Origin of the sequence: Paracoccus nototheniae (assembly GCF_004335005.1) — a bacterium.
Lineage (GTDB): Bacteria > Pseudomonadota > Alphaproteobacteria > Rhodobacterales > Rhodobacteraceae > Paracoccus > Paracoccus nototheniae.
Genome location: NZ_RQRT01000002.1, coordinates 99,342 through 114,650 on the forward strand (window position 1 = coordinate 99,342; position 15,309 = coordinate 114,650).

Sequence of the window (15,309 nt, forward strand, 5' to 3'; positions counted from 1 at the left end):
CCCCTCAGGAAGGAACCGATTTCATGCTGACCCGCCATCTGCTGACCGCTACCGCCCTTGCCACGGCCCTGACCGCCACCGCCCTGACCGCCATGCCCGCCGCCGCGCAGACCATGCGCATCGGGCTGCAGGACGATGCCGATATTCTGGACCCCGACCAGTCGCGCACCTTCGTGGGCCGCATCATCTATGCGGGCCTGTGCGACAAGCTGGTCGATCTGGACGGCGATGCCGGGATCATCCCGATGCTGGCCACCGATTGGGCCTATTCCGATGACGGGCTGGAACTGGTCATGAACCTGCGCGAGGGCGTGGTCTTTCACGACGGCACCGCCTTTGACGCCGAGGCGGTGGTCGCCAACATCACCCGGTCGATGACGCTGGAGGAATCGCGCCGCAAATCCGAGCTGTCCTCGGTTGCCGGGATCGAGGCGACGGGGCCGATGCAGGTCACCTTCACCCTGACCGCGCCCGATGCCTCGCTGGTGGCGCAGCTGTCGGACCGCGCGGGCATGATGATCTCGCCCACCGCAGCCGAGGAAATGGGCGCGAATTTCGGCCAGAACCCGGTCTGTTCGGGGCCGTTCAAATTCGTCGAACGCATCCAGCAGGACCGCATCGTTCTGGAGAAGTTCGAGGATTATTATGATGCCGACCGCATCCACCTTGATCGCGTCACCTATCTGCCGATCCCCGACACGACCGTTCGTCTGGCCAATCTGCGGTCGGGCGAACTGGACATGATCGAACGTCTGGCGGCCCCCGACGTGGCCTCGGTCGGTCAGGACAGCGCGCTGACCATGCAGGAAACGGTCGGGCTGGGCTACATGGCCATCTATGTCAATATCGGCAACGGAGACCGGTCCGGCACGCCCGTGGGTCAGGATCCCCGCGTCCGTCAGGCCTTTTCGCTGGCCATCGACCGCGAGGCGCTGAACCAGGTCGTCTTTGAAGGCACGGCTGTGGCGGGCAACCAGCCTTTCCCGCCGACCTCGCCCTGGTTCAACACCGATCTGCCGGTGCCCGCCCGCGATGTCGAGGCCGCCCGCGCCCTGCTGGCCGAGGCCGGGATCGACCGCATCCCGGTCGAGATCCAGCACGCCAACAACCCCGTCGTCACCCAGATGATGCAGGTCGTTCAGGCCATGGTGGCCGAGGCCGGGTTCGACGTCACCCTGCGCGCGACCGAATTCGCCACGCTTCTGTCGGAACAGACGGCGGGCAATTTCCAGCTGTCGCGGTCGGACTGGTCGGGGCGTCCCGATCCGGACGGCAACCTGCACCAGTTCGTCACCTGTGAAGGCGGGATCAACGATCCCCGCTATTGCAACCCCGAGGTGGACCGGCTGCTGAACGAGGCTCGTGCCTCGACCGATACCGAGGTCCGCAAGACGGCCTATGATGAGGCCAGCGTGATCCTGAATGCCGACCTGCCGGTCATCTATCTGGGCCACCAGACCTATATCTTTGCGCTGAACAACAGCGTCGAGGGATTTCAGGCGCTGCCCGACGGGATGATCCGCCTGCAGGACGTCACCCTCTCTGAATGATCCCGGCGTGACAATGTCGGGCGCGCATCACGGCGCGCCTGCCTGACCGGTGAAAGGACCCTTTATGCTGATCTATATCGCCAAGCGCCTGCTGATCGCGCTGCCGACGCTGCTGATCGTGTCGATGCTGGTTTTCGGTCTGCAGCACCTGCTGCCGGGCGATCCGGTGCTGGCCATGGCAGGCGAGGAACGCGACCCCGAAACCCTGGCACGCATCCGCGCCAGCCTGAACCTGGATCAGCCGATCCCGATCCAGTATCTGCGCTGGCTGGGGGGGGTGGTTCAGGGCGATCTGGGCACCTCGCTGCGGACCGGAGAGCCAGTCTCGGCGCTGATCGCGCAAAAGCTGCCGGTCACGATCCAGCTGGCGGTGATGGCGATGATCTTTGCCGCCCTGATCGGCATTCCGACCGGCATCATCGCCGCCGTGAACAAGGGGTCCGTTCTGGACTGGGCGGCCAACATCACCGCGCTGTCGGGTCTGTCGATCCCGAATTTCTGGCTGGGGATCATGCTGATCCTGCTGGTTTCGGTGAATCTTGGCTGGCTGCCGGCCTCGGGCTATGAATCTCCCTTTGTCGATCCGATCAGGTCGCTGGAAACGATGATCATGCCCGCCTTCGTTCTGGGCACCGGGCTGGCCGCGACGCTGATGCGCCACACCCGGTCCGCCATGCTGGGGGTGATGAGCGCCGATTACATCCGCACCGCCCGCGCCAAGGGCCTGACCCGGCGCGAGGTGATCCTGAAGCACGGGTTCCGCAACGCGCTGCTGCCGGTCATCACGCTGACCGCGCTGCTGTTCGGCGAATTGCTGGCGGGCGCGGTGCTGACCGAACAGATCTTTACCATCCCCGGTTTCGGCAAGCTGATCGTCGATGCGGTCTTCAACCGCGACTATGCCGTGGTGCAGGGCGTGGTTCTGTGCACCGCTGTCGGATTTCTGCTGATGAACCTTGTCGCGGACGTGCTCAGCGTCCTTCTGAACCCCCGGATGAGGGCCGCGCTATGACCGCCACCGACACGCAACTGGCACCCACCCCCACCCGCGCCAAAAGCCGCTTCTGGCGCAAGTTCCGCCGCAACCGCGCGGCGATGGTGGGGGGCGTGATCGTGGCATTCTTTGTCCTGCTGGCCATCGCCGCGCCGATCCTGCCCATCGCCGACCCGCTGGCGACCAGCTGGACGGCGATCCGGCTGGCACCGTCCGCCGAATATCCCATGGGATCGGACGAGATCGGGCGCGATATCCTGTCGCGGATGATCTGGGGGGCGCAGGCATCCCTGATGGCCGGGGTGATCTCGGTCTTCATCGCGGTCGCCTCGGGCGTGCCCATCGGGCTGATCGCGGGCTATTTCGGCGGCTGGACTGATACCATCATCTCTCGCTTTACCGATGCGCTGCTGGCGATGCCCTTCCTGATCATGGCCATCGCGCTGGCGGCCTTTCTGGGGCCAAGCCTGTCGAATGCGATGATCGCCATCGGCCTGTCGGCCATGCCGGTCTTTATCCGCCTGACCCGCGCGCAGGTCATGTCCGTCAAGACCGAGGATTATGTCGAGGGCGCCCGCGCCATCGGGCTGGGTCACATGGCGATCATGCGCCGTTACATCCTGCCCAACATCATCCCCCCGATCATCGTGCAGGCCACGCTGACCGTCGCCACCGCCATCATCGCCGAGGCGTCGCTGTCCTTCTTGGGCCTTGGCCAGCAGGCTCCGGCACCCAGCTGGGGGTCGATGCTGAACGTCGCCAAGAATTTCCTGACACAGGCGCCTTGGATGGCGTGGTGGCCGGGGGCGGCGATCTTTCTGGTCGTCATCGGCTTCAACCTGATCGGCGACGGGCTGCGCGATGCGCTGGACCCGCGCGAACACTGATTTTTGCGAAGGAGCCGTCATGGCACAATTCACCACCCGCCCCGAAATCACCGGCACCTTCGGCGTCGTCACCTCGACCCATTGGATCGCCACCGCCGTGGGCATGAGCATTCTGGAAAAGGGCGGCAACGCCTTTGACGCCGCCGTCGCCACCGGTTTCGTGCTGCAGATCGTGGAACCGCATCTGAACGGTCCGGCAGGCGATCTGCCCGCGATCATCCATTCGGCGACAACCGGCAAGACGCAGGTGATCTGCGCGCAGGGGCCCGCACCCGCAGGCGCCACCATCGACCATTACCGGGCCGAGGGGTTGGACCTGATCCCCGGCAACGGGTTGCTGGCCACGGTCATCCCCGGCGCTTTTGATGGATGGATGCTGATGCTGCTGGACCACGGCACCATGAGCGTGGCCGAGGTTATGGCCCCCGCCATCCATTACGCACGCCACGGCCATCCGATGCTGCCCCGCGTGGCGGATTCGATTGCCGGACTGGCCAAATTTTTTAAGGCGGAATGGCCGACATCCTATGCCGCATGGCTGCCCGGCGGGCAGGCTCCTGCCGCCCATGCGCTGTTCAAAAATATTGTATTGGCAGACACTTACGCGAAAATTGTCGAAGCCTCCGAGGCTGCGCCCACGCGCGAGGCCGGGGTTCAGGCCGCCCGCGACGCCTTTTACCGCGGCTTTGTGGCCGAGGCCATCGACCGGTTCTGCAAGACGACCGAGGTGATGGATGGCAGCGGCACCAAACACCGCGGCGTGCTGACCGCCGATGACCTGGCCGGTTACAGCGCCACGACCGAGGAGCCGACCTGGGCCGATTACCACGGCTGGAGGGTCGCCAAGACCGGGCCATGGGGGCAGGGGCCGGTGCTGTTGCAGGGGCTGAAGATCCTGGAAGGCATGGACATCGCCGCAATGGACCCCAACGGCCCCGATTTCGTCCATACCGTGATCGAGACGATGAAACTGACCTATGCCGACCGAGAGGTCTATTATGGCGACCCCGTCCGGCACGAGGTGCCGATGCAGGTGCTGCTGTCCGAGGCCTATGCCGCAGATCGCCGCAAGCTGATCGGCGACACGGCCTCGCTGGATCTGCGCCCCGGCACGGTGCCGGGATACGAGGATCAGCGCGCCCGCACGCTGGCCTTGTTGGCCGGCATGGGCAAGGGCGCCGTCTATGAACCGACGATGGCGCATCTGTCGGAAAAGCGCGGCGATACCGTGCATATCGACGTGATCGACCAATGGGGGAACATGGTGTCCACCACGCCGTCGGGGGGGTGGCTGCAAAGCTCTCCGGTGATCCCGGAGCTGGGGTTCTGTCTGAACAGCCGGGCGCAGATGTTCTGGCTGGAACCGGGGTTGCCCACCTCGCTGGAACCGGGGCGGCGTCCGCGGACGACCCTGACGCCGTCGCTGGCCCTGCGCGACGGGGTGCCGCATCTGGCCTTTGGCACGCCCGGCGGCGATCAGCAGGACCAGTGGCAACTGGTCTTCTTCCTGCGCCATGTGCATTTCGAGCCGAACCTGCAGGCGGCCATCGACGCGCCGCTGTTCCATTCGACACATTTCCCCGCCTCGTTCCATCCGCGCACGGCGGCCCCGGGCGGGATGCTGATCGAGGATCGCGTGGGTCAGGCCACCATCGCCGAGCTGCGCCGTCGCGGCCATGACGTCACCGTCACCGGGCCGTGGGATATCGGGCGCCTGACGGCGGCCAGTCGCGACAGCGACGGGATGCTGCGCGCGGCGGCCACGCCCCGGCTGATGCAAGCCTATGCGGCGGGGAGGTGACATGACCGGACCGATCCTGTCGCTGCGCGGGCTGACCACCGCATTCCGGACCGAGGATGGCTGGAAAGAGGTCATCCGCAATATCAGCTTTGACGTGCAACCCTCTGAAACCGTGGCGATTGTTGGGGAAAGCGGGTCGGGGAAAAGCGTCACCTCGCTGTCGATCATGGGGCTGCTGGACAGCCGCGCCCGCGTCTCGGGTCAGGTGCTGCTGGAGGGGCGCGACCTGCTGACCCTGACCGAGGCGCAGATGCGCGCCGTGCGCGGCAATGACATCGCGATGATCTTTCAGGAACCGATGACCTCGTTGAACCCGGTCTTTACCGTGGGCCGGCAGATCGCCGAATTGCTGATCCGCCATGGCAAGGTGCCGAAAGATCAGGTCCGGGCCGAGGTGTTGCGCCTGATGGACCGGGTCCGCATTCCCAATTCTGTCGCGCGGATGGATGAATACCCGCACCAGTTCTCGGGCGGGATGCGCCAGCGGGTGATGATCGCCATGGCGCTGGCCGCGCGCCCGCGCCTGCTGATCGCGGATGAACCGACGACCGCGCTGGATGTGACCATTCAGGGACAGATCCTGGACCTGATCAAGGAGATCCAGGAGGAACAGGGCATGGCCGTCCTGTTCATCACCCATGACATGGGCGTGGTGGCGGAAATCGCCGACCGCACGGTCGTCATGTATCGCGGCGATCATGTCGAAACCGGCGCGACCGCCGATCTGTTCACCGCCGCCCGCCATCCCTATACCCGCGCCCTGCTGGCTGCCGTGCCGCGCTTGGGCGACATGACCGGGCAGGCATGGCCGCTGCGCTTTCCATCGGTGGACATGGACAGCGGCGTGATCACCGCCCAACCGCCCGTCGCCGCCACGGTCGATCGCAGTGCCACCCCGGTCCTGTCGGTCAAGAACCTGGTGACGCGCTTTGGCAGCGGGTCCGACCTTCTGGGCCGTCCGACCGGCAAGGTCCATGCGGTCGAGAATGTGTCCTTTGATCTGTGGCAGGGCGAGACCCTGTCGCTGGTGGGTGAATCGGGTTGCGGGAAATCGACCACGGGCCGGTCGATCCTGCGGCTGGTTCAGCCGGAATCAGGCCATGTGCAGCTGGATGGTTTCGACGTGCTGAACGCGGACGGGCGCGATCTGCGCCGGATGCGGCGGTCGGGGCAGATGATCTTTCAGGATCCCTTCTCCAGCCTCAACCCCCGGATGACCGTCGGCCAGACGGTGATCGAGCCGATTCTGACCCACAAGCTGGCGCGGGGCGCCGATGCGCGCGACCGGGCTGTCGAACTGCTGCGCCAAGTCGGGCTGGATGGTGGGATGATGGACCGCTATCCGCATGAATTCAGCGGCGGGCAGCGCCAGCGCATCGCCATCGCGCGGGTGCTGGGGCTGAACCCCAAGGTGATCGTGGCCGATGAAAGCGTCTCGGCGCTGGATGTGTCGATCAAGGCTCAGGTCTGCAACCTGCTGATGGATCTGCAGGAACGGCTGAAGATCGCCTATCTGTTCATCAGCCATGACATGGCCGTGGTCGAACGGGTCAGCCACCGCGTCGCCGTCATGTATCTGGGCGAGATCGTCGAGATCGGCCCGCGCGAGGCGATCTTTGCCGATCCCCAGCATCCCTATACCCGCAAGCTGATCGAGGCCGTGCCCGTCCCCGACCCCGCCCGTCGCGGCCTGCGCCGCGCGATGGAGGTGGACGAGCTGAAAAGCCCCGTGCGCCCGCTTGGCCATGTGCCGCCCGAACGGCAGTGGCGGCAGGTCGCGGACCGGCATTTCGTGATGGCGGGATAAGGCCCGGCCCTTGACGCGGGCAGGGGGCATGGCACCATCTGGGGCCATGCCTGACGGCGTGCATGAAAGGGCGGATGCAATGGATCTGACGAACTGGACCGGCGCCCCGCGCCCTGCGCATGCGGCGATCGACGGACGCTATGTCCGGCTAGAGCCGCTGACGATGGCCCATGCCGATGCGCTTTATGCGGCGGCCACCGCACCGGGGCGGGACGATCGCTTTCGCTGGCTGTTCGAGACGCCGCCCGCCAGCAGAGCCGAGTTGCAGGACTGGATCGCGGGGGCTTCGACCTCTGCCGATCCGCTGTTCTTTGCCGTCATCGACAAGGCCACCGGCGTTGCCGGGGGTCGACAGGCCCTGATGCGCATTGACACCACCCATGGCGTGATCGAGATCGGCAACATCATGTGGGGGCCCGCCCTGCAGCGCACCCGGATGGCGACCGAGGCGCTGTTTTTGTTCGCCGATCATGCGTTTGCCAATGGCTATCGACGGTTCGAATGGAAATGCAACGACCGGAACGAACCGTCCAAGCGGGCGGCGCTGCGCTTCGGGTTCCGCCCCGAGGGCGTCTTTCGCCAGCATATGGTGGTCAAGGGCGCCAGCCGCGACACCGCCTGGTTCGCCATCACCGATGCGGACTGGCAGCACCTGCGCCCCGCCTATCTGGACTGGCTGGCACCCGGAAATTTTGATGATCGCGGGCAACAGCACCGTCCCCTGCGGGTCTGACTGCAAGGCCTCCTGCCCAAAAGGACAGGTCTCTTTTGCATAGGTTTATGCCTAAACGGAACGGTAGACGCCGATGCGAGTCGCCGGTCCGGGCCGCCCCGGTTTGCCACCATCTTTTCATCAGTTGAAATTTCAAGGGGGCCGTCATGGCTGCAGATTTTACCGGAACGCCGGAAGCCGACGCATTTGACGGCACGCCTGATGCCGACACCATCAACGGCGGTGCGGGCGATGACAGCCTGCGGGGCCTGGACGGAAATGACGTCATGGATGGCGGCGCGGGCAGCGACACGGTCGAAGGCGGCGAAGGTGCCGATGATCTGAGCTGGACCGGCTCTGATACGGGCACCGACCGGGACTTTTATATCGGCGGCGACGGGCATGCGCCGGTTTACAGCGATGACGGCTATGTCATCGGCATGACCGGGTCGGAAAACTATACCTTCGATCCCTATAACCATAACGGCGGCGACAGCCTTGGTCTGAACCTTGGCAACGAGTCCGACATGACGCTGACCTACAGCTCGACCGAGGCCGGGACCGCAACCGATGCGGATGGCAATACGGTCGAGTTCAAGGGGATCGAGCGGGTCTATCTGGGCGATGGCGACATGGTGGTCGACGCCTCGAATGCCGACATTCTGTATCAGGACGGCCCGACCCATACTGTCGGCATGCGCTTGTATTCGGGCAATGGCGACGATGCCATCACCGGCAGCAGCGGCACCGATTATATCCAAAGTGGCGGTGGGAACGACACGGTCCATGCCGGTGACGGCAATGACGTGATCGAGACCGGCAGCGGCGACGACGTCGCCTATGGCGAGGGCGGCGATGATGGGTACCGGTGGGGCAATGGCGGCAGCGACGCCTCGATCGGGAACGATCTGTACGATGGCGGCGCGGGCTTCAACACCGTCAACGCCTGGCAATCCGCCCCCGGCGAGCCGGGCGAGAACGTCGCGGGCGTTCAGGTCGTGCTGGACAGTTCTGCCTCGGGCGATATCGACGCGCTTGGCGGGGTGGACGGGCATCTGCGTTTCCTGAACATGCAGAACCTGCGCACCGGCAGCGGTGACGATATCATCGACGGATCGGCGTCCGGGGTCGACGGTTATCGCATCTTTGCCGATGCGGGCGACGATCGGATCATCGGCAGCGACGGCAATGACACGCTGGAAGGCGGGCTTGGCGCCGACACGATCACCGGCGGCAAAGGCGACGATTTCATCTCGATGAACGGCAGCATCTTTTCGGCCACCTCGCTTCCCGATGCGCATCGCGACACATTGGTTCTGGGCGACGATTTCGGTCAGGACACCATCCGCGCCTTTTCCTTTGGCGACGGTCTGGATGACGAGGGCAATCCCGCCCCCGCCGATCATTTGGATGTCAGCGAGTTGCATGACGCCGAGGGCAATGCCGTCCGCGTCTCGGACACCACCGTGCGCGGCGATGTGGATCAGTATGGCAACGAATTCGCCGTCATCACCTTTCCCAATGGCGAAGAGCTGTGGCTGCAGGACGTCGATCCCGCCAGCCTGACGCCCGAACGTCTGAACGCGATGGGCATTCCCTGCTTTGCGGCAGGCACGATGATCCTGACCCCCAAGGGTCAGGTCGCGGTCGAGGATCTGCGCCCCGGCGATCTGGTCATGACCGGCCGGCACGGCCCACGCCCGGTTCGCTGGACCGGGGGGCGGACGCTGGACCGCATCGATCTGGCCTTGTCGCCGCGGCTGAACCCGATCCGCATCCGGGCCGGGGCCTTGGGTCTGGGGCTGCCGGTCGCGGATCTGACCGTCTCGCCCCAGCATCGCGTGCTGATCCGTTCGGCCATCGCACAGCGGATGTTCGGCACGGATGAGGTTCTGGTGGCCGCGCGCCAGCTGACCGCGCTGGACGGCATCGACGAGGTTCGGGTGGACAGCGTCACCTATGTCCATATCCTGTTCGACCGCCACGAGACGGTGTTCTCGAACGGCGCCGAGACCGAGTCGCTGTATACCGGCGCCGAGGCGATGAAATCCCTTGGCCGCGCCGCGCAGGACGAGATCTTCGCCTTGTTCCCCGAGCTGCGCGCCGCCCCGTCCGAACCCGCACGGCCCTTTGTGCCGGGCGCCAAGGCGCGGCAACTGGCGCAGCGCCACCACCGGAACGGCAAGGCCCTGCTGGGCTGAGCCGGACCGACACGCGCTGCCACGCGCCCTGCATCTGCCTGACAATGCGGCGAAAAAGGGCAGGGCGCGCGATTTCGGCGGCAGCGTTCGCCATTCGGGCCGATGAGTGCTTTTACCGGCCCGCAGGCTCTGCCAATCTGAACCTGCGCGCGCCGGAACGGGAAAGCATCATGGATCACGTCAATCAGCTGCTGATCGTTTATGCGGCCTATGTCATCGCGACGGCCAGCCCCGGTCCCAGCAATATGGCAATCATGGCCGTGGCCATGCGTCAGGGACGCGGCCCGGCGCTGACGCTGGCCTTGGGGGTGATGACCGGCAGCCTGATCTGGGCCGTCCTTGCCGCCAGCGGCATGTCGGCCTTTCTGGCCAGCTATGCCCATGCGCTGTTCGCATTGAAGATCGTCGGCGGCGTCTATCTGCTGTATCTGGCCTTTCGCGCGGCGCGTTCGGCCCTGCGCGGACAGGCGCCCGAGGCCGGTCTCGTCGATGCGCCCGCCAGCCGCAGGGCGCTGTACCGGCGCGGGATGCTGCTGCATCTGACCAACCCCAAGGCGGTGCTGGCATGGATGGCGATCATGTCGTTGGGCCTGCGTCCGGACGCGCCCGCCGCCACCCTGCAGGCGATCATTCTGGGCTGCGCCGGTCTGGGGCTGATCGTCTTTGGCGGCTATGCACTGGTCTTTTCGACCGCGCCCATGGTGCGAGCCTATCAAAAAGCCCGGCGGGGGATCGAGGGCGTGCTGGCGCTGTTCTTCGGCTATGCGGGCCTGCGCCTGCTGATGGCGCGGGTCTGACCGGGGGCGGGAAAGCCGGACCGTCGGGGCGATCGTCTGGCGGCCATCGAAACGATCCGGTCCGGTCATCGGGTTTCATCCCCACACCTCTTCAAGGCGTCCCTGAAGCAACCCTGCGGGTTCATCGAACGGACCCTGGCGGGGCGTCTCGGGTCCGCGCCTCAGTCCCAGCCCGGCGGATCGTTCTGCGCGGTGGCCGGGCGCTGGCCCGACAGGGCGGTCAGCACATGCCCGACGCTGCCCAGACCCACCCGCACCAGCGCCTCGGTGGTCGAACCGCCCAGATGCGGCGTGAAGATCACCTGATCGAACGCTGCCAGCGGCCCCTGCGGCGCGCCGTGTGAATAGACATCCAGACCCGCCGCCCCGATCCGGCCCGCCGCCAGTGCATCGGCCAGTGCCGCCTCGTCCACGAGGCCTGCGCGGGCGGTGTTGATCAAAATCGCGCCGGGCTTGCAGGCGGCAAAGCGGGCCGGTCCCATCAGCGCCTGCGTTTCCGGGCGCAGCGGCGTGTGCAGCGAGATCAGGTCGGCGCGGGCCAGCCCGGCCTCCAGTTGCGCCACCGTCTCGAAGGGGGCGGGGACGGTGGCGCGCGGCGAATGGACCAGCACATCAATGCCAAAGGCATCGCGCAGCATCTGGCCGAACCCCGCGCCGATGGCCCCCCATCCGACGATCAGTGCGGTCTTGCCCGACAGCTCGGTCGTCGTCCACCGCTCTCGAAAGCCGGGGCGGGCGTTGCGTTCGTCGCGGTCGGCGGCGGGGATGCGCCGCGCCGCCGCGATCGACAAGCCAAGCGCCAGCTCCATCACCGAGCGGGCATTGGCGCCGGGCGTGTTGCAGACAAGGATGCCCAGTTCGGTGGCTGTGACCTTGTCGATGGCGTCATGGCCCGCGCCATGCGCGACAACCACCCGCAGGCCCGGTGCGGCCCGCATCGCGCGCCCCGAAAACCCGGCATCGCGGGTGATGACCGCCTGACAATCCGCGACCCGCGTCAAAATCGAGGCTTCGGACGGATCGGGGCAGATCACCGGTTCGATCCCGTTCTCGCGCAGCAGGGTCAGGGCATCGGCATGGACCGGCTGCACGATCAGGCATTTGATCATCGGGTCGTCTCCTTGGGGCGTCATGATGCCCGGTGGTCGGGAAAGGCGCGGCGGAAATGTCCGGATGCGGGGGGCCCTCAGCGCTGCAGCCGCTGTTCAAGCCGCGCGATCAACCGGTCCAGCTCCGCGATATCGGTGGGCGTCAGGCGCGGCCCCGGCGCGCGGGTGGCGGCGCAGGCGATGGCGCCGCGCCGCATCAGGATCTGCTTGCGCAGCGCCAGACCCCATCCGGGCTGCTGTTCATGGCGCAGAAGCGGCAGATACAGATCGAACAGATCCTCGGCGGCGTCGGGCTGCCCGGCATGATGCAGATCGACGGTCTGCACCAGCGCCTCGGGATAGGCAAAGCCGGTCATCGCCCCATCCGCCCCGCGCGCCAGTTCCTGCGGCAGATAGAGGCCGCCATTGCCGCACAGGATCGACAGCCGCGCCACCGCCCCGTCCCGTTCCTGTGCCCGCAGGGCCGAGATCTTGGTCAGGCCCGGCCAATCCTCGTGTTTCAGCATCACCATCTGCGGCAGTGCCTCGGACAGCTGCCGGATCAGCCGGGCCGAGACGGGCACCCCGGTCGCCAGCGGGAAATCCTGAAAGACCAGTGGCGCATCGGGGCCAAGGGCAGCCGCCACGGCATGGATATAGCCCTCGACCCGGTCGTCGCGGGCCGGGCCACGATCGGGGGTGACCATCAGGCCCGCCGCGCCCTTGTCCATCGCATGCCGGCCCAGATCGGCCAGATTGCCCAATCCTGGGTCCGAGATGCCCACCACCACCGGCAGGTCGGTGCGCGCCAGAACCCGGTCGATTACGGCGCGGCGTTCATCGGCGGTCAGCTTGTCGGCCTCGCCCATCATGCCCAGGATCGTCAGGCCGGTGACGCCGGTTTGGGCATACAAATCGACCAGCCGGTCGAGGCTGTTCCAATCGATGGCACCGGTCTGATCAAAAGGCGTCGCGGCAATGATGAAGACGCCGCGCGTGTCGCGGTGGATGGGCTGCGCCATGGGTCGGTCCTTTCAGATTATTGTGCGAAGACGCTGTCGAAATCGGCAAAGCCCTTGACCTCGATCGGGTTGCCCGAGGGGTCGAAGAAGAACATCGTGCGCTGTTCGCCCGGCTCGCCCGGAAAGCGGATGACCGGGGGGATGTCAAAGGTAAGGCCCCGCTGTTCCAGCCGGTCGGACAAGGCCAGCCAGTCGGGCAGGGCCAGCACCACGCCCAGATGCGGCATCATCACCATGTGATCGCCGACCTTGCCGGTGCGTGTCGTCGCAAAGGGCGTGCCCAGATGGAAGGACAGCTGATGACCGAAAAAGTCGAAATCGACCCAGGTGTCGGTCGACCGCCCTTCGGTGCAGCCCAGCACATCGCCGTAAAAGCGGCGGGTCTCATCCAGATCGGTGACATGGATGGCAAGATGGAACAGGGACCGCATGGCAACCTCCGGGCTTTTTGCGCTTGTCCCCGGTTAGCCGGATCGCAGAGAAAGCAAAAACGGAATAATCTTGGGCTGAGGGAAAGAATTTCCGATGGATACCCGGTTTGTCGAAAGCCTGATCGCGGTGGCCGATCACGGCTCGATCGTGGCGGCGGCGCGGGCGCAGGCGCTGACCCCGGCGGCGGTCAGTCAGCGCATTCAGGTGCTGGAACGCGATCTGGGCGTGGCGCTGCTGACGCGCCGTGCGAATGCCGCCGATCCCACGATGGCCTGTCGCGACCTGCTGCCCGATCTGCGACGCCTTGTGGCGCTGGCAGATGGCCTGCACCGCCGGGTCGATCCCGCCTTGGCCGAAGGGGTGCTGCGGCTTGGCGCCATCTCGACCATGCTGACGGCGCTGATCCCGGACCTGCTGCGCGCCCTGCAGACCGTCGCCCCCGCGCTGGAGATGCGGATCGAACCGGGCAGTTCCGCCGCACTCTATCAACGCGTGGTCGAGGGGGTGCTGGATGCCGCACTGATCGTCTCGCCCCCATTCGATCCACCCGCGCCCTTTCAGCAGCGCACCATCCGCCACGAGCCGTTGCGCCTGATTGCCCCGCCCGGGCGGCAGGGGCTGGCCGCCGTGCTGCGGGATCTGCCGCTGGTGGCCTATGATCCGCGATCCTGGGGCGGGCAGATCGGGCAGCGCTATCTGCGCGATCATGACCTGTCTCCGCGCCGCCTGTGCGAGTTGGACAGTCTGGAAACCATCGTCGATCTGGTGGCCAGCGGCATCGGCTGGTCGCTGGTCCCGCATTGGCCCGGCCTGACCGGGGGCCAGCCGCTGCACGACGGGCATCTGTATCAGCGCCGGATCGTACTGCTGACGCCTGCCGCGCCTACCCGCCCGGCGCTGCAACGCGCCCTTCTGGATGCGATGGGGCAGGTGGTGGGCTGAGTGCGACAAGGCGTGCCGCGCCCAAAGTCAGGGCAGCGGCAGCCATTGATGCGCAACGGGCGGGCAGGCGGGCTTCATATAATCTTTGGTTATAATACGACTATAGAAATAATCCTGTTTTATATTGCCAGCCCCCGTTCCGCTCCGCGCATGATGGGACAAGTCCCGCCCCCATCACCCCGACAGGAGATCACGATGCGCGCCCCATCCACCCTTTTGACCCTTGGAACCGCTGCCCTGCTGGCCACATCGGTGCAGGCCCAGACCCCCGACGCCTTTCGCGTCGCGCTGGACGGCACTTTTGCCCCCCATGCCATGCCGACGCTGGATGGCGGGGTCGAGGGGTTCAACGTCGATCTGGCCAATCTGATCGGCGAGACCCTGGGCGCCGAGATGACCGTGGATTCGGCGCAGTTTTCGGGCCTGATCCCGGCGCTGCAGGCGGGCACCTATGATTTTCTGGTGGCGCCCGTGACTGTGAACGAGGAACGCGCCGCGAACCTGCTGTTCACCGAAGGCTTCATGGACACCAATTTCGCCTTTGTCGTGCCCGCCGGGTCGCCCGAATACACGTCATTGGAGGATTTCCGCGGCAAGACCATCGCGGTCAACCGCGGCTCGGCCTATGACAGCTATCTGACCGAAAACGCTGCCGAATACGGGTGGGAGGTGGTCAGCTTTGGCACCAATACCGACGCGGTCGAGGCGGTGACGACGGGCCGCGCGGATGCCAACCTTGCGGGCAATACCGTCGCCGCATGGTCGGCCAAGCAGAACCCGCGCGTCGATCTGTCCTTCGAGATCGAGACCGGGCTGGTCTGGGCGCTGTCCTTTCGTCAGGACGACACCGAAACCCGCAATCTGGTCGACCGGGCACTGGAATGTCTGAAATCGGAAGGCGCGCTGGCAGACCTGTCCGAGAAATGGTTCGGCGTCACCCCGGCCGAGGGCAGCACCATTGTTACCCCCACGCCCGGCTATGGCGTGCCGGACATGCCCGGTTATGAGGACAGCGATCACGCGGTCTCCTGCGATTTCGGCTGACGCACTCCGCAACAAGGAAAACGCCCGATGAC

Annotated in this window: 13 protein-coding genes; 10 read left to right on the plus strand and 3 right to left on the minus strand. The window is 65.9% G+C overall.

Annotation, left to right across the window (positions count from 1 at the left end; genetic code table 11):
* Nucleotides 1-23 precede the first annotated feature (23 nt).
* The 8 genes from EG885_RS01460 (at nt 24) to EG885_RS01495 (ending at nt 10,749) form a co-directional block, all read left to right on the plus strand.
* A complete protein-coding gene (locus EG885_RS01460; RefSeq protein ID WP_131572689.1) occupies nt 24-1,550 on the plus strand; it encodes an ABC transporter substrate-binding protein in 1,527 nt (508 codons plus the stop codon).
* 64 nt (nt 1,551-1,614) lie between these two features.
* The gene (locus tag EG885_RS01465) at nt 1,615-2,562 is read left to right on the plus strand and encodes an ABC transporter permease (protein ID WP_131572690.1); all 948 of its coding nucleotides are present in this window, start codon (nt 1,615-1,617) and stop codon (nt 2,560-2,562) included.
* A complete protein-coding gene (locus EG885_RS01470) occupies nt 2,559-3,431 on the plus strand; it encodes an ABC transporter permease (RefSeq protein ID WP_131572691.1) in 873 nt (290 codons plus the stop codon). The genes EG885_RS01465 and EG885_RS01470 overlap by 4 nt, the downstream gene beginning before the upstream one ends.
* Before the next feature lie 19 nt (nt 3,432-3,450).
* Complete coding sequence (locus EG885_RS01475; protein ID WP_131572692.1) at nt 3,451-5,232, plus strand: gamma-glutamyltransferase family protein; 1,782 nt, start codon at nt 3,451-3,453, stop codon at nt 5,230-5,232.
* A gap of 1 nt (nt 5,233) precedes the next feature.
* Nucleotides 5,234-7,039 carry an ABC transporter ATP-binding protein gene (locus EG885_RS01480; RefSeq protein WP_207392171.1) on the plus strand — a complete coding sequence of 602 codons (1,806 nt, stop codon included), beginning with the start codon at nt 5,234-5,236 and terminating at the stop codon, nt 7,037-7,039.
* Nucleotides 7,040-7,118: 79 nt separating this feature from the next.
* Nucleotides 7,119-7,772, plus strand: a complete 654-nt coding sequence (locus tag EG885_RS01485) for a GNAT family N-acetyltransferase (RefSeq protein WP_131572694.1) — start codon at nt 7,119-7,121, stop codon at nt 7,770-7,772.
* A gap of 146 nt (nt 7,773-7,918) precedes the next feature.
* Nucleotides 7,919-9,952 carry a Hint domain-containing protein gene (locus EG885_RS01490; RefSeq protein ID WP_131572695.1) on the plus strand — a complete coding sequence of 678 codons (2,034 nt, stop codon included), beginning with the start codon at nt 7,919-7,921 and terminating at the stop codon, nt 9,950-9,952.
* 170 nt (nt 9,953-10,122) lie between these two features.
* On the plus strand, nt 10,123-10,749 hold the full coding sequence (locus EG885_RS01495; protein WP_131572696.1) for a LysE family translocator: 627 nt from the start codon (nt 10,123-10,125) through the stop codon (nt 10,747-10,749).
* A 161-nt stretch (nt 10,750-10,910) separates the two neighbouring features.
* Here EG885_RS01495 and EG885_RS01500 read toward each other — a convergent pair whose 3' ends face one another.
* The 3 genes from EG885_RS01500 to EG885_RS01510 form a co-directional block, all read right to left on the minus strand.
* On the minus strand, nt 10,911-11,858 hold the full coding sequence (locus EG885_RS01500) for an NAD(P)-dependent oxidoreductase (protein WP_242679457.1): 948 nt from the start codon (nt 11,856-11,858) through the stop codon (nt 10,911-10,913).
* Between the two features lie 77 nt (nt 11,859-11,935).
* Nucleotides 11,936-12,859: a dihydrodipicolinate synthase family protein gene (locus tag EG885_RS01505; protein ID WP_131572697.1), complete on the minus strand. Its 924-nt coding sequence runs from the start codon at nt 12,857-12,859 to the stop codon at nt 11,936-11,938.
* A gap of 17 nt (nt 12,860-12,876) precedes the next feature.
* On the minus strand, nt 12,877-13,290 hold the full coding sequence (locus EG885_RS01510; protein WP_131572698.1) for a VOC family protein: 414 nt from the start codon (nt 13,288-13,290) through the stop codon (nt 12,877-12,879).
* 94 nt (nt 13,291-13,384) lie between these two features.
* Here EG885_RS01510 and EG885_RS01515 point away from each other — a divergent pair, with 94 nt between their 5' ends.
* Entirely contained in the window at nt 13,385-14,233 is an 849-nt protein-coding gene (locus EG885_RS01515) for a LysR family transcriptional regulator (RefSeq protein ID WP_131572699.1), read from the plus strand.
* A gap of 195 nt (nt 14,234-14,428) precedes the next feature.
* Nucleotides 14,429-15,277 carry a transporter substrate-binding domain-containing protein gene (locus tag EG885_RS01520; RefSeq protein ID WP_131572700.1) on the plus strand — a complete coding sequence of 283 codons (849 nt, stop codon included), beginning with the start codon at nt 14,429-14,431 and terminating at the stop codon, nt 15,275-15,277.
* The last annotated feature ends 32 nt before the right edge of the window (nt 15,278-15,309 follow it).

Bases quoted from the DNA above. Each gene is read 5' to 3' on its own strand.
- EG885_RS01460 (WP_131572689.1), top strand. From the start codon at position 24: ATGCTGACCCGCCATCTGCTGACCGCTACCGCCCTTGCCACGGCCCTG.
- EG885_RS01500 (WP_242679457.1), bottom strand. From the start codon at position 11,858: ATGATCAAATGCCTGATCGTGCAGCCGGTCCATGCCGATGCCCTGACC.
- EG885_RS01495 (WP_131572696.1), top strand. From the start codon at position 10,123: ATGGATCACGTCAATCAGCTGCTGATCGTTTATGCGGCCTATGTCATC.
- EG885_RS01480 (WP_207392171.1), top strand. From the start codon at position 5,234: ATGACCGGACCGATCCTGTCGCTGCGCGGGCTGACCACCGCATTCCGG.
- EG885_RS01520 (WP_131572700.1), top strand. From the start codon at position 14,429: ATGCGCGCCCCATCCACCCTTTTGACCCTTGGAACCGCTGCCCTGCTG.
- EG885_RS01475 (WP_131572692.1), top strand. From the start codon at position 3,451: ATGGCACAATTCACCACCCGCCCCGAAATCACCGGCACCTTCGGCGTC.
- EG885_RS01505 (WP_131572697.1), bottom strand. From the start codon at position 12,859: ATGGCGCAGCCCATCCACCGCGACACGCGCGGCGTCTTCATCATTGCC.
- EG885_RS01465 (WP_131572690.1), top strand. From the start codon at position 1,615: ATGCTGATCTATATCGCCAAGCGCCTGCTGATCGCGCTGCCGACGCTG.
- EG885_RS01470 (WP_131572691.1), top strand. From the start codon at position 2,559: ATGACCGCCACCGACACGCAACTGGCACCCACCCCCACCCGCGCCAAA.
- EG885_RS01485 (WP_131572694.1), top strand. From the start codon at position 7,119: ATGGATCTGACGAACTGGACCGGCGCCCCGCGCCCTGCGCATGCGGCG.
- EG885_RS01510 (WP_131572698.1), bottom strand. From the start codon at position 13,290: ATGCGGTCCCTGTTCCATCTTGCCATCCATGTCACCGATCTGGATGAG.
- EG885_RS01490 (WP_131572695.1), top strand. From the start codon at position 7,919: ATGGCTGCAGATTTTACCGGAACGCCGGAAGCCGACGCATTTGACGGC.
- EG885_RS01515 (WP_131572699.1), top strand. From the start codon at position 13,385: ATGGATACCCGGTTTGTCGAAAGCCTGATCGCGGTGGCCGATCACGGC.